13 protein-coding genes and 1 riboswitch are annotated in these 19,896 nt (G+C 32.2%); of the genes, 10 read left to right on the top strand and 3 right to left on the bottom strand.

Features of this window, described 5'->3' with window-relative positions; all coding sequences use genetic code 11:
- Nucleotides 1-9 precede the first annotated feature (9 nt).
- A complete protein-coding gene (locus Q0678_RS05525; RefSeq protein WP_299055076.1) occupies nucleotides 10-1,284 on the bottom strand; it encodes an O-acetylhomoserine aminocarboxypropyltransferase/cysteine synthase family protein in 1,275 nt (424 codons plus the stop codon).
- Nucleotides 1,285-1,407: 123 nt separating this feature from the next.
- A riboswitch (SAM riboswitch) is annotated at nucleotides 1,408-1,532 on the bottom strand.
- Between the two features lie 393 nt (nucleotides 1,533-1,925).
- Between Q0678_RS05525 and metK the strand changes: the two genes are divergently transcribed.
- From metK to Q0678_RS05480, 9 genes are all read left to right on the top strand, one after another.
- Nucleotides 1,926-3,182 (top strand): methionine adenosyltransferase, encoded by a 1,257-nt coding sequence (gene metK, locus Q0678_RS05520; protein WP_299055074.1) that lies wholly within the window; start codon nucleotides 1,926-1,928, stop codon nucleotides 3,180-3,182.
- Nucleotides 3,183-3,308: 126 nt separating this feature from the next.
- Nucleotides 3,309-5,690, top strand: coding sequence for a chondroitinase-B domain-containing protein (locus Q0678_RS05515; protein ID WP_299055072.1), 2,382 nt, complete (start codon nucleotides 3,309-3,311; stop codon nucleotides 5,688-5,690).
- 381 nt (nucleotides 5,691-6,071) lie between these two features.
- A complete protein-coding gene (gndA, locus tag Q0678_RS05510) occupies nucleotides 6,072-7,985 on the top strand; it encodes an NADP-dependent phosphogluconate dehydrogenase (RefSeq protein WP_299055070.1) in 1,914 nt (637 codons plus the stop codon).
- 43 nt (nucleotides 7,986-8,028) lie between these two features.
- Nucleotides 8,029-9,303 carry an Nramp family divalent metal transporter gene (locus Q0678_RS05505; RefSeq protein WP_299055068.1) on the top strand — a complete coding sequence of 425 codons (1,275 nt, stop codon included), beginning with the start codon at nucleotides 8,029-8,031 and terminating at the stop codon, nucleotides 9,301-9,303.
- Between the two features lie 25 nt (nucleotides 9,304-9,328).
- A complete protein-coding gene (locus tag Q0678_RS05500; RefSeq protein WP_299055066.1) occupies nucleotides 9,329-10,030 on the top strand; it encodes a FadR/GntR family transcriptional regulator in 702 nt (233 codons plus the stop codon).
- A 12-nt stretch (nucleotides 10,031-10,042) separates the two neighbouring features.
- Nucleotides 10,043-11,143 carry a polysaccharide lyase family 7 protein gene (locus tag Q0678_RS05495; RefSeq protein ID WP_299055064.1) on the top strand — a complete coding sequence of 367 codons (1,101 nt, stop codon included), beginning with the start codon at nucleotides 10,043-10,045 and terminating at the stop codon, nucleotides 11,141-11,143.
- A gap of 8 nt (nucleotides 11,144-11,151) precedes the next feature.
- On the top strand, nucleotides 11,152-11,922 hold the full coding sequence (locus tag Q0678_RS05490) for an SDR family oxidoreductase (protein ID WP_299055062.1): 771 nt from the start codon (nucleotides 11,152-11,154) through the stop codon (nucleotides 11,920-11,922).
- Nucleotides 11,923-11,941: 19 nt separating this feature from the next.
- Nucleotides 11,942-12,376 carry an RbsD/FucU family protein gene (locus tag Q0678_RS05485; RefSeq protein ID WP_299055060.1) on the top strand — a complete coding sequence of 145 codons (435 nt, stop codon included), beginning with the start codon at nucleotides 11,942-11,944 and terminating at the stop codon, nucleotides 12,374-12,376.
- Between the two features lie 29 nt (nucleotides 12,377-12,405).
- Nucleotides 12,406-13,464, top strand: coding sequence for a polysaccharide lyase family 7 protein (locus Q0678_RS05480; protein ID WP_299055058.1), 1,059 nt, complete (start codon nucleotides 12,406-12,408; stop codon nucleotides 13,462-13,464).
- A gap of 273 nt (nucleotides 13,465-13,737) precedes the next feature.
- Here Q0678_RS05480 and Q0678_RS05475 read toward each other — a convergent pair whose 3' ends face one another.
- Nucleotides 13,738-15,069, bottom strand: coding sequence for a RagB/SusD family nutrient uptake outer membrane protein (locus Q0678_RS05475; RefSeq protein WP_299055056.1), 1,332 nt, complete (start codon nucleotides 15,067-15,069; stop codon nucleotides 13,738-13,740).
- A gap of 11 nt (nucleotides 15,070-15,080) precedes the next feature.
- Entirely contained in the window at nucleotides 15,081-18,215 is a 3,135-nt protein-coding gene (locus Q0678_RS05470) for a TonB-dependent receptor (protein WP_299055054.1), read from the bottom strand.
- A gap of 448 nt (nucleotides 18,216-18,663) precedes the next feature.
- Between Q0678_RS05470 and Q0678_RS05465 the strand changes: the two genes are divergently transcribed.
- Nucleotides 18,664-19,755 carry a T9SS type A sorting domain-containing protein gene (locus Q0678_RS05465; protein WP_299055052.1) on the top strand — a complete coding sequence of 364 codons (1,092 nt, stop codon included), beginning with the start codon at nucleotides 18,664-18,666 and terminating at the stop codon, nucleotides 19,753-19,755.
- The last annotated feature ends 141 nt before the right edge of the window (nucleotides 19,756-19,896 follow it).

Raw genomic sequence — 19,896 nt, 5'->3', positions numbered from 1 at the left:
TAAACTATTTTAAATTTCTGAAAAAGCTGCTTTTAAATCTGCTTTTAAATCTTCTAAATCTTCAATACCAACAGACAATCTAATTAAATCTTGCCCAACACCAGCGCTTGCTTGCTCTTCTGCATTAAGTTGTTGATGTGTAGTACTTGCTGGGTGAATTATTAACGATTTGGTATCGCCAATATTTGCTAACAAAGAAAAAACTTTTGTTTTATCTGCAATTATTTTTGCAGCTTCAAATCCTTTTTTTGGTCCGAAGGTAACAATACCACTTTGTCCTTTTGGCAAGTATTTATCTGCTAATTTTTTGTACTTATTACTTTCTAAACCTGGGTAGTTTACCCATGCAACTTCATCTTGTTGCTCTAACCATTTTGCCAATGCCAATGCATTTTCTGAATGTTGTTTGATACGAACTGGTAAAGTCTCTAATCCTTGTATGATATTAAAAGCGTTGGTAGGACTTAACGCGCCACCAAAATCTCGTAAGCCTTCTAAAATTAATTTAAACGTAAACGATGCTGCGCCTAAAGTTTCGTAATATTTTAAACCATGATACCCTGCAGATGGTTCTGTAAATTCTGGAAACTTACCATTTGCCCAATTAAAAGTACCCGCATCTACAATGGCACCTCCTAAAGAAGTTCCTTGTCCGCCAATATACTTTGTAAGCGAATGAATTACAATATCTGCACCGTGTTTAATTGGATTTAATAATACCGGAGTTGCTACCGTATTGTCTACAATAAAAGGAACTTCTGCCTTTTTTGCTTGTGCAGAAATTGCTTCTAAATCTAACACATCTAGCTTTGGGTTCCCTAAAGATTCAACAAAAAACGCTCTGGTATTATCTTTAACAGCTGCTTCAAAATTAGCAGGATTAGAAGCATCTACAAACGTAGTTGTAATTCCGAATCTTGGTAAGGTTACGCTTAACAAATTATAGGTTCCGCCATACAAGCTGCTAGAAGCTACAATATGATCTCCTGCTTTTAAAAGAGTTAATAATCCTGTAGAGATTGCTGCGGTACCTGATGCGAAAACTACGGCACCAATTCCGCCTTCTACAGCTGCCAAACGGTCTTGTAAAATTTGATTTGTTGGATTGTTTAAACGGGTGTAAATAAACCCTAATTCTTTTAATGAAAAAAGATTGGCTGCATGTTCTGAGTTGTTAAAAACATACGAAGATGTTTGATAAATAGGTACCGCTCTTGTTCCTCCGTTTGCTTTTACATCATGCCCTGCATGTAATGCGTTTGTTGCTAATTGTAATGTACTCATTTTTCTGTTTTTTTTTGAGTTAATAAATAAGTCAAAATGCATCAGTTTCGTTTTTTACTGATGTACTTACTAGAAAAATGTTATTAAGAATTTTTACAACTACACGGCTGTGTACTTGTTTTTGAGTTATCTATCCAATTTTAAATAAATGAATTTAAAATTAAGTAGAATTTAGCACCTTCTTTTCCTCACGAAAAGGGTTGCTAAGGCTTCATTGGGTCTAATCCCTCTGCCTTTCTTGATAACATTTCAATAAGTTATTGAACTTTGTGAGTGCAAATATATGTTCAGAAAATTTTAATATCCTAATAAAAAGCAAATTATTTTAAATTTATATCGATTTCACATTTTTATCAAGTTCGTTTTAACTATTCTATAAAATGATGTGAAATTTAGCACTAAAAATATTTTATCGATGATGTCATCACAAAAAATTATTAAAAAAAATATTGGGTATTCAATTTATAACGTAACTTTGCAAAGAATTATAGAGGAAAAATTTGAACTGATTGCAACCTCTTTCTACATGTTTTAAAAAACTAAATCATGTTAGTAGAACAAAATGCTAAAGCAGTAATAATCTACTCCTTTTAGCTATTTGCAATCTTTTTTAGAGTTCCTAATACAAAACAACAATAGTTATGTCATATTTATTTACGTCAGAAAGTGTTTCTGAAGGACACCCAGATAAGGTAGCAGATCAAATTTCTGATGCTTTAATTGATAATTTTTTAGCCTTTGATAAAAGCAGTAAAGTTGCTTGCGAAACGCTAGTAACCACCGGACAAGTTATTTTAGCCGGAGAAGTAAAATCTGAAACTTATTTAGATGTTCAAAAAATAGCCAGAGATGTTATTAATAAAATTGGCTACACAAAAAGTGAGTATATGTTTGATGGAAACTCTTGTGGTGTGCTGTCGGCTATTCACGAGCAATCGCCAGATATAAACCAAGGTGTAGATAGAAAAAGCCCTGAAGAACAAGGTGCCGGAGACCAGGGAATGATGTTTGGGTATGCAACCGATGAAACAGAAAACTACATGCCTTTGGCTTTAGAGTTATCGCACAGACTTTTAATAGAATTGGCTGCAATCCGAAGAGAAAACAAAGACATAACGTATTTAAGACCTGATGCAAAATCTCAAGTAACGATTGAGTATTCTGATGACAATGTACCTCAAAGAATAGATGCCATTGTAATTTCTACACAGCACGATGATTTTGATAGTTCTGATGAAGTAATGCTTGCTAAAATTAAAAAAGATATTATTAGCATTTTAATTCCTAGAGTAGTTGCAAAATTACCTGTACATATTCAAAAATTATTTACAGATACAATTACCTATCACATCAATCCAACTGGTGTTTTTGTTATTGGAGGACCACATGGAGATACTGGATTAACAGGAAGAAAAATTATTGTAGACACCTATGGTGGTAAAGGCGCTCACGGTGGTGGTGCTTTTTCTGGTAAAGACCCAAGTAAGGTAGATAGATCTGGTGCGTATGCAACCAGACATATTGCTAAGAACTTAGTTGCAGCAGGGCTTTGTAAAGAAGTATTGGTACAAGTTTCTTATGCTATTGGTGTGGCAAAACCTACTAGTATTAATGTAGAAACGTATGGCACAGCCAACGTAAATCTAACAGATGGAGAGATTAGTAAAAAAGTAGAAGAAATTTTTGACATGCGTCCGTTTTTTATAGAACAACGTCTAAAATTAAGAACACCTATATACTCAGAAACTGCTGCTTACGGGCACATGGGTAGAACTCCAGAAATAAAAAAAGTAACATTTACAAACCCAATGGGAGAAACTGTTTCTGAAGAAGTAGAAACTTTTACTTGGGAAAAATTAGATTATGTTGCTACTATAAAAGAGGCTTTTAATTTATAAACTCTTCTTTGACATACAACAAATACCTGTAAACAAGATTTACAGGTATTTTTTTTTACAAAAAAATAATCTTATTTTTGGTTTACCAAATTGGTTTACCAATAAACTAGTGTTAATTTAATTCCCATGAAAAAAACAACTCTTACTGCTATCCTTTTTACAGTCTTAATTAACGTACAACTAAATGCCCAAGAAATTAAGGTAGCTTCGATAGAAGCATTTAATGCAGCTGTAAAATCTGTAAAACCAGGAGAAGTTATTATCTTAAAAAATGGTGTTTGGAAAGATGTTAAATTAAATGCTGGTGGTTTTGGCACAGAAGATGCGCCAATTATTATAAAAGCAGAAACCCCTGGCGAAGTAATTATTTCTGGTAATTCTACTTTAAATATTTACGGAGAACATGTAATTGTAAGTGGTTTATGGTTTAAAGACGGTACTTCTACTTACAAATCTGTAGTACAATTCAGAAAAAACTCTAAAGAATTTGCAAATAATTGTCGTTTTACAAACTCTACCATTTCATATTATAAAGTTGCCGAAGGTATTAAAGACCATTGGGTAGATATCTGGGGAAAAAATAACCGAGTAGATCATAATAATTTTACAGGCAAAGTAAGTCCTGGAACTACTTTAGTGGTTTGGCTAAAAGGCGAAGAACACACAGAGAATAATCATAGAATTGATAACAACTTATTTGGCGCAAGACCAGAATTAGGAGTAAACGGAGGAGAAACCATTCGTATTGGTACAAGCGCCAATTCTAAAAAATCTTCAAATACTTTGGTAGAAAGAAATGTTTTTGCGGGTTGCGATGGTGAAATTGAAATTATTTCAAACAAGTCTGGTAATAATGTTTTTAGAGACAACTTGTTTATTGGCAGCAAAGGATCATTAACGCTACGTCATGGCGATAATGCTTTGGTAGAAAGAAATGTGTTTTTAGGGAATGGATTATCTAAGACTGGCGGAATTCGTGTTATCAATTCTGGACACATTATTAGAAATAATTTAATGATTGGTTTGCAAGGTGATGGTTATAGAGGTCCTATTGTTCTTATGAATGGTGTGCCAAACTCGCCCTTAAACAGATATGAACAAGTTACAAATGTAGATATCCAAAATAATACCATTATAAATTCAGGTCCAATTTCTTTTGGCGAGGGTAAAGATGAAGAAAAATCTCTTGCACCCAAAAACGTGAATTTTTCTAATAACTTGGTTTTTAACAATACAGCACAAAAAAATGTACTTATTCTTGATGAGAATACTGATGTGAATTTTAATTCTAATTATCTAGATGCATTGGGTACTTCCGAAAATGGTTTTTCGGCTACCAAAGTGAGTTGGAAAGAGATAGGTACTGTTCCTGTACCAACAAAAGAAAATCCAGATTTGTTAAAAGCCACTAAAAATAACCTTAGTTTTTCTGAAGATATTACTAAAACAAAAAGAGTTGTTTTTAATGTTGGTGCCTTTAATTTAGATGCTAAAAAATTACCAAAAGCGTTAAGCTTAAGAGCAGGTACCGGTTGGAAACCAAACATTGTTGCACCAATTGTAAAACCTAAAGATATTGTAGTAGAACCCGGTATTGAAACATTAAGAAAGGCAATAGACAAAGCTAGTGCTGGTTCTAAAATTATTTTAAAAACAGGCGAGTATGTTTTAGAAAAAACAATAAAAATATCTAAAAACATAATTATAGAAGGTGATAAAGGTGGTGCTTCTATACTTACATCAAAAGAAAATTTAGACAAACCGTTGACCTATTTTTTCAGGGTAAATGAAGGTTTTAAACTAAATCTACATAATTTAATTTTAGACGGCGAAGCGTCTAGTCCAAAATATGCCATTGTTTCTCCTGATAAAAAAGAAAATGGCTTGTATAGTGTTTTTGTTGATAATGTAATTTTTAAAAACTTCACAAATACAGACGGAGGAAGCATCTTTAAAGCATATAACGGTACAAAAGCAGATACATTAAGCTTTGTAAATACTAGGTTTGAAAACAGTTATAGAGGCTTAAACTTGTCATATGACAAAGATGAAGTTGGTTTTTACAATGCAAACACAATCATTCTAAAAAATAGTGTTTTTAAAGATATTGAAGAAGCTGCTATAAACTATATTAGAAACACTCCAACGGTAGAACTCCCTGGAGGAAAATTAGTGATTGAAAACTGTGTTTTTAGCAATGTTTACAATCAAGAAAAAGGTTATACAATTAGAGCAAACGGAATTCATATTGTAGAAATTTCTAACACTGTTTTTGTAGACAGCTATAGAGTAGAAACTCCAGTTTCTTTAAAAGGAAGCAATCATTTTATTAAAAACTCCTTGTTTCATGATGCTGGTTTTCCTAAAATAAGTAAGAATGCAAAAGAAACAGCTCTTTTGTATAAAAATCCAAAATGGGAAGATAATCTTTTGTTTATTCCAAGTAAAAAATCGGTATTGTTAAAAGAAAATAACGATACTGGTGTTCAGATTGGTTTACAATATTAAAAAGTATAAAAACCTTGTTATAAGCTTAGTTTTGCCCTCTTTATAAATGAGTGGTTATTTACTTTTATACAACTAAAAAAAACCAAATTACTACATACAAGGTTTCGGTTGGTTATTTCAGTTTGAATTAAAAAAATTCTAATTGAACTATCCGTTAATTAAATCATACTATTTTTTTACCCAAAAATAATAACAAGATACGTCGTAAACTACACTCCGATGTATAATGAACTGATTATTACAACTTACAGAAACTGTTTTTTAATCACTAAAATCACTATTCTTTTTTAAGACATAAAATGCTTAATAAAGCTTCACACATAAATTTCGAATAGGTTTTATAAATTATTAAATAAATAACACTATATTTGGTTAACCAATTTGGGCACCCAAAAAAATCAAACGGATATCGAAGCTAAAATTATATTTATTATGGGAGTTTCTGGTTGTGGTAAAAGCACTATCGGAAAACTTCTTGCCAAAGAATTTAACATTCCTTTTTTTGATGGAGATGATTATCATCCAAAAGAAAATATAGAAAAAATGGCTAATGGAATTCCTTTAAATGACAATGATAGAAACGGGTGGCTAAAAACACTAAATCTATTAGCCAAAAAACAACTAGCAAAAAATAGTTGTGTAATTGTATGTTCTGCTTTAAAAGCATCTTATAGAAACCTATTAAATAAAGATATTAAGCAACAAACTGTATGGGTACATTTGGCAGGGTCTTTTGATAAAATTAATGAGAGATTAAATAATAGATCGAATCATTTTATGCCATCAAAATTACTTAAATCTCAATTTGAAATCTTAGAAAACCCTGAAGATGCTTTACAAATAGACATCAATTTATCACCAAAAAAAATTATTGCAATCATAAAAAGTAACTTAATGAATACATCAGAATTCGGACTCTTTGGTTTAGGAGTTATGGGAAAAAGTTTGTGTAGAAATTTAGCCAATAATGGTGTTAAAATTTCTATGTTTAACAGACATGTAAACGATACCGAAGAAAACGTTGCCAAAAATTTTAAAGCAGCTCATGCTGAATTATCAAACGCAAAAGCTTTTGATGATATTGCAAGTTTTGTATACTCATTAGAACAACCAAGACGAATAATGTTAATGGTTAATGCCGGTAAAACAATCGATTTAGTAATAGAAGATTTACTACCGTATTTATCTAAAGGAGACGTTCTAATAGACGGCGGCAACTCTAATTATAAAAAAACAAAAGAGCGGCTAGATTATCTACTTTCTAAAGGCATACATTTTATTGGTACGGGAGTTTCTGGTGGTGAAGAAGGTGCCCTAAAAGGACCTTCTATTATGCCAAGTGGTAATATAAAAGCCTATAAAAGCATACAGTTATATTTAGAAAAAATTGCAGCAAAAGACAAAAACGGATTGCCTTGTTGCACCTATGTTGGCCCCGAAGGCAGCGGGCAATTTGTTAAAATGGTTCATAATGGCATTGAATATGTAGAGATGCAGTTACTTGCAGAAGTTGTTACCATTTTTGAAGCCATGGGTAAAAACCTAGACGAAATTGCAAGTATTTTAGAAAGCTGGAAAGAAACTGCTGGAAGTTATCTGTTAGAAATAACTAATATTATTTTAAAAAAGAAAGAAGGTAAAGATTGGCTTGTAACAAAAATATTAGATAAAGCAGGAAATAAAGGTACAGGTAATTGGGCTACAATAGCTGCAGCAGAATTAGGTACACCAAATACATTAATAACCTCTGCTCTATTCTCTAGATATACGTCTTTTTATAAAGAGGAACGTTTGCAATTGAGTGAAAAAATTACTAAAACTGAAATACCAAAATTACAACTAAGCATAAATGATGTTTATGAAGCGTATCAATTTGCAAGAATTATAAACCATTATCAAGGTTTTAAGTTGATTAATGAAGCAGCAAAAAAACACTCTTGGAACATTCAGTTAAGTGAAATTGCAAGAATATGGACGAATGGTTGTATTATAAGATCTACACTAATGGAAAACTTAGTTGAAACCCTTAAAGAAACTAATAATATCTTAACAGATACGACATTACTAAATTCATTAAATTCATATAGATACGGAGCTAAAAAAGTGGTGTCTCAAAGTGTCTTAAACGATGTAAATACACCTGCTTTATCAGAAGCTGTTCAGTTTTTTAATGGGATAACTACTGCATATAGCTCTGCAAATATTATTCAAGCACAAAGAGATTTTTTTGGCGCACACACCTATCAAAGATTAGACGATGAGTCGAAAAAAAATCATCATACAAACTGGAATTAAAATTAGAATGAACATCAAATAAAACAAACCTAAAACAACGATTATGAAAATAACGAAAGAAAAAAAGTCTATCATAGCAAAAATAATCGCAATAATATTAGGTTTCGGTCCCGGTATTTTTGCAATTGGCTATACGATTGGCACAGGCAGTGTAACCTCTATGATTGTCGCGGGTAGTAAGTTTAACATGCAACTTTTATGGGTATTGTTTTTAAGTTGTTTTTTTTCAGGAATTTTAATGTTCGCATATGGTAATTACGGTTTAATTACCGGAGAAACGGCACTCTACGGATTTAAAAAACACATAAAGTTTGGCAAGGCATTAGCCTTATTAATTATTGTTGGAGTTACCTTTGGCCAATGGAATTCTTTAATGGGAATTTTAGGCATTTCGGCAAATATTATTTATGAAATTCTAGCACTAAACTTTGACAACCTAACAAACTTTAAATATGAAACTGTCTTAACAATAGCTATCTTGATTATTGTAGTTTTTTATCTATTAATGTTAGTCGGAAAATATAGTTTTTTCGAAAAAATACTAGTCATATTTGTATCCTTAATGGGCTTATCATTCATTTTATCTTTATGTTTTGTACAACCATTAACAACAGATGTTATCAAAGGACTTTTACCAACAATACCAAATGTAACCGGCGGCAAAATGTTGGTTGCTGCTTTTGTAGGTACTACCATGGCTTCTGCAACTTTTCTATCAAGACCATTATTTGTAAAGGGAAAAGGTTGGGGAATTAAAAATTTAGGACAGCAGAAAAAAGACGCTATTACAGCAGCTATTTTAATATTTATTATTAGTGGCGTTATAATGGCAGTAGCCGCGGGCGCTCTGTATTATGAGGGCAAAGAAGTAACCCAAGTTTTAGATATGGCAAATACATTAGAGCCTGTAGCTGGTAAATGGGCAGTATCAATCTTCTTTTTTGGAGCATTAAGCGCCGGCTTATCTTCAATTTTTCCTTGTTTATTAATTGCTCCTTTATTAATTGCAGATTATCAATCTGGCACTTTAGACACCAACTCTAAACAATTTAGAATTATTACAGCCATAGCTTGTTTAGTTGCGCTTATTGGCCCTGCTTTTGGCGCAAATCCGATAGAAATTCAAATACTATCGCAAGTATTTAATGTTTTTGTACTACCAATTGTAATTTTTGGTATTCTAATAATGATAAACAGTAAAAAAGTAATGAAAGAATATAAAACCAATTTGTTAGTAAACATAGGTTTAATAGCATCACTTTTATTTGCCTGTATCATCTCTTACAACGGGGTACTGGCTCTTTTAGAATATTTTTAGAAATATTAATTAAAAAAAATTATTCATGAAAATTAGTTTAATAGACAATAGCACAACTAAAATTTTACAAAATGAAATTATTTTTAAGATTAAAAATCTTATCAATAGTAAAAATTTAGAACGTGGAGATAAATTACCTTCTGAAAGAGTAATGTCTGAAAAATTTGACGTTAAAAGAAATCATATTAGAGAGGCAATTAGAAAATTAGAATTTTATGGTGTTGTTAAATCGATGTCTCAAAGCGGTACCATTTTAGCAATAGGTTTAACAGGTTTTAATGGTATTGTTGATGAAATTATCGCTTTAAACGGCCCCTCTTTTAAAGAATTAGCAGAAACAAGAATTTCTCTAGAGCTTAAAATAGTAAAATTAGCCGCACAAAGAAGAACAACTGATGATTTAATTCGAATTAAAGAAGCCTTAAATGCCTTTAAAGCAAAAATAACTATTGGTGATGATTATTTAGAAGAAGACCTACTATTTCATTTGGCAATTGCAAAAGCTAGTAAAAATAACACAATGGTTTCTTTAATGTTATTAATAACACCTCCGATACTATCTACTTACGAAAGAGGCGACGTTTGTGAGGGTGATAAAGTAGTAACCGAAATTAAAAAGCACGAGGATATTTACCTAGCTATTGAAGCAAATGATGAAATTTTAGCATCAGAAATGATGAAAAAACATTTTTATAAATTATCTAATTACATAGAAAACAACAACTAAAACAAACACAATATGAAAATTTTAAACACTAAACGTATTCTTTATGTATTGCTTTTTGGCCTACTTATAACATTTAGTAATTGTAAACAAAAAACAAAAAAAAGTGAAGAAAAAAATGAAGAGAAAACAATGTATGCTAGCAATGTTATTCCCTTTTTTGATCATTGGAAATTAATTTTAGGCAACGCAGCTAACGTTGGAATTGCAAATAATTTTGAAGATAAAAATTACTTTTATACCACGACGGATACTCAAGGAGATTGGGTGGTCTTTAAATCGCCAAATGGCGGAGATACTCATGGTACATCAAACAATACAAGAACAGAATTGGCGCAAGCAAAAAAATGGTATCCAGAAACAGCCAATGACAAGTTAACAGCAACTTTAAAAGTAATGAATGTTTCTGCAACTGGAGATGAAACTGTAGCCGCTTCGCATTCGGTTGTTGTTGGGCAAATACACAGTGCCGATAATCATGAAAACGAACCGCTAAAAATATTCTATAAAATTTATCCTGGTCATACAAAAGGCTCTGTTTTCTGGCATTATGAAATTAATACAGCCGGAGAAGACAATTCATTAAGGTGGGATTTTTCTACTGCAGTTTGGGGCAATGATTTTTCTGTAGTTGGTTCTAATGCCAACACTCCGCCAGAAGAACCAACAGAAGGCATTAAACTTGGAGAAGAATTTAGTTATGAAGTAAATGTTAAAGACGGCATTATGACATTAATATTTTCTAGTCCAGAACATGAAACAAAGACTTTTACAAAAAACTTAATCGCATCAGAATATACAAATCCTAAAAGCATACCCGCACAAACACAAAAACTTTTTGTACCAATAGGCCAAAACGGATTAGAGAAAAAAAACGCATACAAAGGCGAAGGATGTTTTTTTAAATTAGGATGTTACAATCAAACAAACGGAAAATCGCCATCAGTTAATAAAAACTGGTGTTCTGGTGCAGAAACTCATAATGGAGACATCGAAAAACAATACAAAGATGGTAATTATGCAGAGGTTTGGTTTAAAAAAGCAAGTTTAAAAATTAGTAAAGAGGCAGTATCTAATGATGGTTATTTTGCTAAAAATGATTTACACAAAAAATAAAAAAACAAATGAAAAACAATAACAAACTAGCCGGAAAAAAGGTACTAATAACTGCAGGTGCACAAGGAATAGGAGAGGCAATTACACAACATTTTATCGATCAGGGAGCTCATGTTGCAATTCATTATTTTTCTAGTGCAACTAACGCAAATCAACTTAAAAAATACGCACTAAAAAATGGCGTTAAAGCAATAGCTATAAGTGGCGATCTAACAAAGGAAGCAGATGCAATTAACCTTGTAGAAAAAACCGTTAGCTTTTTAGGTGGTTTAGATATTTTAATAAATAACGCCGGATCTTTAGTCGCTAGAAAAATGCTACATGAAATGGAGGCAGATTTTTGGCACAAAGTTATGGATGTAAATATGACGTCTATGTTATTTGTAACCAAAGCTGCAACACCATATTTAGCAAAAAATAAACATAGTAGCATTGTTAATTTGGCTTCGCTAGCAGGACGAAAAGGCGGTCATCCTGGCTCTTTAGTATATGCTACAAGTAAAGGTGCTATTTTAACCTTTACAAGAGCTCTTTCTACAGAATTAGGTGCACAAGGTACTCGAGTAAACGCTGTTGCACCAGGTTTAATACTTGGCACTTCATTTCATAATACTCACACAACCAAAGAGTCGGCTGCTAAAACAATTTCTGGTATCCCTATTCAAAAAGCTGGTAATGCTGCAGATGTTGCAAGAGCTGTTTTATACTTAGCATCTGAATACGATGGGTTTATTACAGGTGCAACTTTAGATATTAACGGTGGGGTTTACAATATGTAATTTCTGATAAACTAAATTTATGCTAAAAACTGCCGTAATACATCCAACTATTTTAGAAGTACTTGCTAAATCTGGCCATTTTGCACAAATTGTAATTGCAGATGGCAATTTGCCTGTTGTAGCTATGGCTGGTAAAAATGCAACCACTGTTCATCTTAATTTTAAACCAGGATTGTTAGATTCTTTAACCGTTTTAAAAGGCATCTTAGAAATTTGTCCTATTCAAGGAGCCACAGTAATGGAAAAACCTGCAGCAGCTAATGCAGAAATACACAATACTTATAAAAAATTATTGGGAGATGTAACTTGGAATGAAATGGAGCGTTGGGCTTTTTATGATAAAATTAGAGATTTAAATACAACTCTCATAATTCAAACAGGAGAACAAAGAAGATTTGCCAATATAATATTAACTATAGGAGTTGTAAAAATGGCAGAGGAAAGTAATTTTTAAAAAAAACTTACAATTAATTTTACGCAAAAATGAAACTAATAATTACTAAAACAATCTTAAGATCTACTTTGATATTAAGCTTAAGCATATTAACAAATAGCTGTACTAATACTAAGAAAAACACACCTGCTAAAGAGCAAACAAACATCAAATACCCTAGTGATGTTATTCCATTTATGGACAAATGGAAAATTCTTTTAGGAGATGGTGAATACTCTGACGAGCTGATAAAATTTGATAAAAAAGATTTTTTTTATGTTGCCAACGATGAAAAAACAGACTGGGTAGTTTACAAAACACCCAATTCTGGTATTACCTCTAAAACATCAAGTAACACAAGAACAGAATTGGGTCAAAAAAAACATTGGATACCAGAAACAGGTGGTAAATTAACGGGTACATTAAAAGTACAACACGTATCTACCTCTGGCGACGCAAGAGTAGCTGCCTCTTACTCTGTTGTAGTAGGGCAAATTCATAGTGATGAAGGCCATGAAAACGAACCAATAAAGATTTTTTATAAGAAATTTCCTGGTCATCAAAAAGGATCTGTTTTTTGGAATTATGAAATTAATACCAAAGTAGATAATTCTAAAAGATGGGACTACTCTACTGCTGTTTGGGGAAACGATATGTCTGTGGTTGGACCAAATGCAACAACATTTCCTGAAGAACCAAAAGATGGGATTGAATTAGGTGAAGAATTTAGCTATACAATAAATGTATATAAAGGAATGATGTATCTTACTTTTTCAAGCAAAAATCATGACACTGTTAAATTCACTAAGAATTTATTAAAATCAGACTTTTCTAAAAAATCAGATATACCTCAACAAATTTGGTCTTTATATGCTGCAATTGGAAGAGATGGTATAGAACGTAAAAATGCCTATGCAGGAGAGATTCAGTATTTTAAACAAGGTGCATACAACCAAACTAACGGTAAAAACCCCGAAGATAATATTGTTTGGAGTACTGGCTCTGAAACTTACAATGGAAATATAGCTAAGCAATATGCTAATGGCTGCTATGCCGAAGTTTGGTTTAAAGAAGCTACTGTGGGTGCCGGTACAAATCCTAATGAATAAATATTTATTAATCACTCAATAAATAATTTAAATACAATCTAAAAAATCAAAGTTTTTTTAGTCTTTTCACAAGATTAAAAAGACTTTTTTTTTGTAACCACAACAGTAGTTAACAAGTCTATCAATACTAAAATAAAGCCTTAAAACAACTGTTTAATCATAACAAAAGAGGCGCTAGCAATAACTAATTGGCTGTTGATTTATAGTAATAAAAAATGGGCCTACAACATTTTGTTGTAAGCCCATTCAAAACTAAATTCAAATATTTATTTTTTAGTAACCTGCATTTTGCGTGATTACTCCGTTTGTAACTAAAATTTCAGAAACAGGAATCGGGAAAACTAAATAGTTAGCATCTGAAAAACCTAATTCAGATTGAGCCATACCAGTTCTAACTAAATCGAACCATCTGTGACCTTCAAAAGCTAATTCTAATCTTCTTTCATTAGCAATTGCCTGAGCAACATCTGCTTGTGAAGTTACTGTACCTGTAAGACTTGTTAAACCTGCTCTAGTTCTAATAGGATCTAATAAAGGCAAAACAGTTGATGCTGCAGTACCGTTTGCATTAGCAGCTTCGGCATGTAATAAAATAATATCTGCCAATCTAATGTCAATCCAATCATGTTCTGTCCCTAAACCACCTGTTTTTGGGTACTTTACTGCTGTCTTACCGTCTGTACTAAGAGTAAATTCTCTTCTTAAATCTGTACCTCCTCCGTTAGCATCACTAGCATCAAAAGCAGCAACTAAATCTTGATCTACAGGGAAATCTGACTTAGAATCATCACCTACAAACCAGTTCCAGAAATCAGAAGCATAAGTATATTCATCGGTTATAGAACCAGTTATTCTTGTAGCGTATATAATTTCAGAGTTTCCTTCATTAGCAGCGCCAACAACTTCACTAAAGTTTGTTTTTAAACTTACACCTGCACCAGCCGCTGAACTTAAAACAGTAGCAAGTATTGGTTCTGCTAAAGTATAGTTACCCATTGCTGCATATACTTTACCTAATAATGCTTGTGAAGCAATTTTAGAAGCTCTTGATAAGTTTGAGTTATCTAAAGCGGCAATTGCTGCTGTTAAATCTGGAATGATAACATCATTATAAATAGTTGTTTTTGGTTGTCTTTCATATATTGAAGGATCATTAAAACTTGGTGCATCAGATAAATTAACAGGTACATCTCCAAAAACTTGTACCAATTTAAAATATGATAAGGCTCTTAAAAATTTTGCTTCTGCGATATCATCATTAGAAGTAGAATTTATAATTACGTTATTTGCACTTAATATAGACTTAAATGAAGCCTTATAAAATGGAAGAAAAAACTGATCTTCCATAGTTGTTAACCCATTATCATACTCATCAAACTCTGTGTAAGGCTCTTCAAACATAAAAGCATTGTCTGATCTAAACTCGCCCATAACAGCCATTGGAGTAACAGTACCTAATTGGTAGTAATATGCTGCATTTAAAACTCCTGAAAAGTCTGTTAAAGAATCTGCATTTGCAATATTTGGTGGAGATTGATCTAAATCTGTAGAACATGCTGAAACAATCAACAATAATCCTAATAATTTTATATATTTATTTTTCATTTTTATTCTTTTTAAAAGTTAACATTTAAACCTAAAGTAAAACTTCTTACAATTGGACTTGCACCAACTTGAGCACCATAAATTGTTGGATCTGTAGTGTTTGTACCTTCTGGGTTATATGATGTATAATCATCTCCCATGATATATAATAAGTTAGAAGCAGCACCATATAATCTTACAGAACTTAAACCTATTTTGTTAGCTATATCAGCATCAAGAGTATACCCAATTGTTAAGTTTCTTACTGCTATGTATGAAGCATCTTGAATTGTTGCATCAGTCTGGTTTCTATTACGCTCGTAGTGTAATCCATTATGATCTGCAATTCCATCACCATTTGCATCAAAGCTATCTACTAATCTACCTCCCCATTGAGAGCCATAATAAAGTGGATCTACATTGTAAACTTCTGCTCCTTGTGAACCTTGAATTTGAATAGACATGTCAAAATTTTTGTATGCTAAATTATGACTCATACCCCAGTAAAAATCTGGTGTGTTTTGCCCTATCTTAACTAAATCACCTCCATCTTCAACAGATTTTGTTCTATCTATTATACCGTCTCCATTTTGGTCAACAACATAAGATTCTCCTGTTTGGTTGTTCGGGCTTCTTGTACCATCTTCTAAGTAAATCATTTCAACTTCACCTGTAGTCTCTAATCCCCACATTTCACCAATTTGACCTCCAACATAGTTTCTAAATACTGCACCTCTACCACTTTGTCCGTGAATTACTTGAGGCAATTCATCTAAACCATCTAAGTCTTTAATTTCTGTATTTACTGTAGATAGGTTAGCTGCCATATTCCAAGAAAAATCATCTTTTCTAATTAAGTTAGCTCCGAATTCAAATTCTAAACCAAAACTTTGAATATCTCCGGCATTTAAAACTACATTATCTGTACCATGTAATTGAGAAACGCTTTTTGCTAATAGAATATTTTCGATATTAGAAGTATAGTAATCTACACCCATAGTAAAACGATTATTTAAAAAACCAAAGTCTATACCATAATTAGTCTCTGTGTTTGTTTGCCAAGTTAAATCAGCATTTGCAACATTAGTTGGTATTAAAAACCCTGTACCATCTATTGTTGCCGATGGGCTTAAAAGACTTAAAGCATCATAAGATCCTAAAAAAGAAGTAGTACCTAAAGATCCAGTACTTGCTCTTAATTTTAACTTACTTAAAACCTCATTATTTTCTAAAAAAGCTTCGTTATGAGCATTCCACCCTAAAGAAACTGCAGGAAAAGTTGCATATCTTTTGTTAGAACCGAACTGAGAACTACCATCTCTTCTTAATGAAACAGATGCTAAATATTTATCGTTATATGCGTAGTTTACTCTACCAAATACACTTTCTCTTGCTCTAGTTTCATTTCTTTCGGTTACAGTTAAGTCTGCCGGAGTAAATAAATTATAATTAAGGATCGCTTCATCTGGCACATTATTACCATCTATGTTTGTTCCTCTATAAGAAGTCGTTTGAAATTCTACACCAACTACGGCAGATATATCATGATTCCCTATTTCTTTTGAGTAGTTTAAAGTAGTTTCACTTAAAACAGAAGAAACTTTTAAATCGTATTGGTCTCTGTAAGTTTGAGATGTTCTTGCTCTAGAGTCAAAACCAATCAATCTATGACGATATGCTTGTGTGTCTCTAAAATCCCCACCTAAAACAGTCTTTATGTTTAAGCCTTCTATAATTTGGTATTGTAAATAAGAGCTTACGTTACCAAAAAAAGTTTTTTCCCAAGCATCAGTATTGTCAAGTTTTGCTGCAGGACCTGCATCACCAGAACCACCAATACCATTGTTAGCTCTACCATAATGCCAATCTTGTGCAGCCATACCTGGCTCTAGAGTATAAATACTATTTGCTTCATAACCAGAACCTCTATATCCATTGTCAAAAGCAGCAAGGCCTAAACTTTGTGCTTCAGCATCTAAAGCTTGTACAAACGCGATAGACTCTGCAGTATGATATATAGGAGAAACAGGTGTAGCTCTTAATAAATCTCTCATATCATGACCTAAAATATCTCTGTCAGATACAAAACCATTAAAACTTACTCCTGCTTTAAACTTATCTCCGAGATTTGCATCTACATTTAAACGTGCGTTTAATCTTTCGTAAGCTTGAGTAATTACAACACCTTCTATGTCTTGATAACCTATAGAAGCAAAAACTTTAACATCTTCAGATCCACCGCTTACACTAAAATCGTGACTTGATGAAAATCCATTTTGAAAAAGCCAGTCTTCTGGACTAATAGAACCTGGAGAGTTTTCGTAGGCATTTAATCTATATTCTACAAAATCTGGATCAATTTGAGTAAGATCCCAATTACCTGCAGCAATTTCTGATCTTGCATGAGCTGCCCATTCTTGGCCAGACATAAGTATATTGTCTCTGTACTTACTAGAAACACTTGTGTATGCATTATAACTAAAGCTAGCTTTACCAGACTTTCCTTTTTTAGTAGTAACTAAAACAACTCCGTTTGCACCTCTAGAACCATAAATAGCAGCAGAAGCAGCATCTTTTAATATTTCTAAACTTTGAATATCATTTGGATTCACAGTTTCGATACCTCCAGAAATAGGATAACCATCTACAACTATTAAAGGGTTTGAAGCTCCTGAAACAGAAGAAGCTGCTCTAATTTGAATTTTTGGAGCTGCACCTGGAGAACCATCTTGATTCTGAATTAAAACCCCTGATAACTTTCCTGCCAATGCATCATCGACACGAGCCGCTTGAATAGCTGCAACAGCTTCACCACCTACTTTAGCAATAGCACCAGTTAAATGACTCTTTTTACGAGTACCATAACCTACAACTACTATTTCTTCTAAAGAACTAGCATCTTCTACCATCTGTACGTTAATTACTGTCTTACTACCAACGGTAATTTCTTGTGTCTTATAGCCTAAATAACTAAAGACAAGAATGTCTGTGGCATTTTTTGTGGTAATTGAAAAATTACCATCAAAATCTGTTGCGGCACCAATTGTGGTTCCTTTAATTTGAATGTTCACTTGAGGAATTCCTCCTCCTTGACCTTCATCCGTTACTTTACCTGTTACTTTTTGTTGTGAAAAAGCACCAAAAGATGCAAACAATAAAAAGCTCAAGATAAATTTTCTAATTGAATTGTTTTTAAGCATGAATTTAAAATTTAATTATTTTAACTGGTTTTCCAGCTTGGTTTACCAAACTGGTTTACCAAATTGGTTGCCCAAATATACACATTAAATTAAATTTAACCCATTTTAACATAAAAAAAAGTTAAAATAACACATAAAAACTTTACTAAATTAACCCAAACCCCAGTAAAATAGGGGTAAAATGGATGTGTTTTTTTCTGAAAAAAAATGTAAAAAATATAAAAGTTTATTTATCAGAAGAATAAAGAGGTAACTTCTTTAAAAAAAGAATAAAATGTGTCTTAAATTACCATTTAAAAATAATGATTGCAAATAATGAATAGTTTAAACAAACTCTATTTTAAGTTATTTCAAAATAAACAAAAAATATTTTTACCTATATTTGAAGACCTAAATTGGTTAACCAATTATAATTATGAAAAATACACTTTTTTTTGCATCATTTTTTTTATTAATAACCAATGCTGTAAACTCGCAAATAACCTTAAGTGCAGATGGTGTTTCTGATACTTATGAATTAATTAACTCTGTACTAGCTAACCCTAATAGAAATGTTGTAGAAGTACCAGATTGCAATCATAATTCTTTTGGGAAACATATTACGCAGGCTTTTGATAACGAATTGAATAAAAATATTTTCTTGTTTCATTTGCATGTTTCTCCAGACAATGACCGTTGTAAAGAAGGTGTAGACGATAGGCAAAGAAACGAGATTAAAACCTATGGTGACTCTCCAGAAAACTTAATTGCCAGAAATGGCGAAACAGTGCAATATAAGTGGAAATTTAGACTATCAGAAACTTTTAAACCTTCCGCTAGTTTTACACACATACATCAAATAAAATCTGTAGATGGACCCTATGCTTCTATACCTATGATTTCTTTAACTGTGCGTAAAAGCAATCCTGATAGGTTAGAGCTGCGATATACAGCAACTTCAGACCAAAACACCATTGCAACAAAAGAGTTAGACGTCTTTAGAGGTGCTTGGGTATCGGTAACAGAAACTATAAAGTATAGTAATTATGGAAGTTATGCTATCGAAATTAAAAATAGTGCAACAAATCAGGTACTTTTAAGTTATTCTGATGCTAATAAAGATATGTGGCAAGATGGCGCCGATTTTTCAAGACCCAAATGGGGCATTTATAGAAGCTTAAACAATGCACAAGATTTACAAGATGAAATTGTGAAGTTTGCAGATTTTAGTATAGAAGAAAACCCTAGTACACTTTCTACAGATATCGACATTAAAACATTAAAAGACAAGGCAGAGAATATTTTATTATACCCAAATCCTTCATCTAATCTTGTAACTTTTAAAAATGCTAATTCAGAAAATTACAATGATATAAAAATGTACGATTTTTCTGGCAGAAAAATAGAAGTTCAAAAAAGAATTGAAAAAGAGACACTAGATGTTTCTAATCTTTCTAAAGGCCTATATTTTATTGTCTTTAAAAAAAACACTGCAACTGTTAAAGTTTTAAAGTGTTTTGTAAAGTAACTATTTTTAAGTTAGACATAAAAAATAAAGCAATTTATAGAAAAACATCAACCAAAGAATGGTTAAGTAACAACTATTTTTAAGCAAGCATTAAGTCTGAATTTTATAAATTACAAGCATATAAATACAAGACTATTTAAT

It is taken from the genome of uncultured Polaribacter sp., from assembly GCF_947497125.1.
Classification (GTDB): domain Bacteria; phylum Bacteroidota; class Bacteroidia; order Flavobacteriales; family Flavobacteriaceae; genus Polaribacter.
This window is presented reverse-complemented; position numbering and strand designations above follow the sequence as displayed.

Excerpts from the sequence above, each read along its gene's own strand:
- Q0678_RS05480 (WP_299055058.1), top strand. The coding sequence starts at position 12,406 with ATGAAACTAATAATTACTAAAACAATCTTAAGATCTACTTTGATATTA.
- metK (WP_299055074.1), top strand. The coding sequence starts at position 1,926 with ATGTCATATTTATTTACGTCAGAAAGTGTTTCTGAAGGACACCCAGAT.
- Q0678_RS05515 (WP_299055072.1), top strand. The coding sequence starts at position 3,309 with ATGAAAAAAACAACTCTTACTGCTATCCTTTTTACAGTCTTAATTAAC.
- Q0678_RS05525 (WP_299055076.1), bottom strand. The coding sequence starts at position 1,284 with ATGAGTACATTACAATTAGCAACAAACGCATTACATGCAGGGCATGAT.
- Q0678_RS05465 (WP_299055052.1), top strand. The coding sequence starts at position 18,664 with ATGAAAAATACACTTTTTTTTGCATCATTTTTTTTATTAATAACCAAT.
- Q0678_RS05505 (WP_299055068.1), top strand. The coding sequence starts at position 8,029 with ATGAAAATAACGAAAGAAAAAAAGTCTATCATAGCAAAAATAATCGCA.
- Q0678_RS05485 (WP_299055060.1), top strand. The coding sequence starts at position 11,942 with ATGCTAAAAACTGCCGTAATACATCCAACTATTTTAGAAGTACTTGCT.
- Q0678_RS05495 (WP_299055064.1), top strand. The coding sequence starts at position 10,043 with ATGAAAATTTTAAACACTAAACGTATTCTTTATGTATTGCTTTTTGGC.
- Q0678_RS05490 (WP_299055062.1), top strand. The coding sequence starts at position 11,152 with ATGAAAAACAATAACAAACTAGCCGGAAAAAAGGTACTAATAACTGCA.
- Q0678_RS05500 (WP_299055066.1), top strand. The coding sequence starts at position 9,329 with ATGAAAATTAGTTTAATAGACAATAGCACAACTAAAATTTTACAAAAT.
- Q0678_RS05475 (WP_299055056.1), bottom strand. The coding sequence starts at position 15,069 with ATGAAAAATAAATATATAAAATTATTAGGATTATTGTTGATTGTTTCA.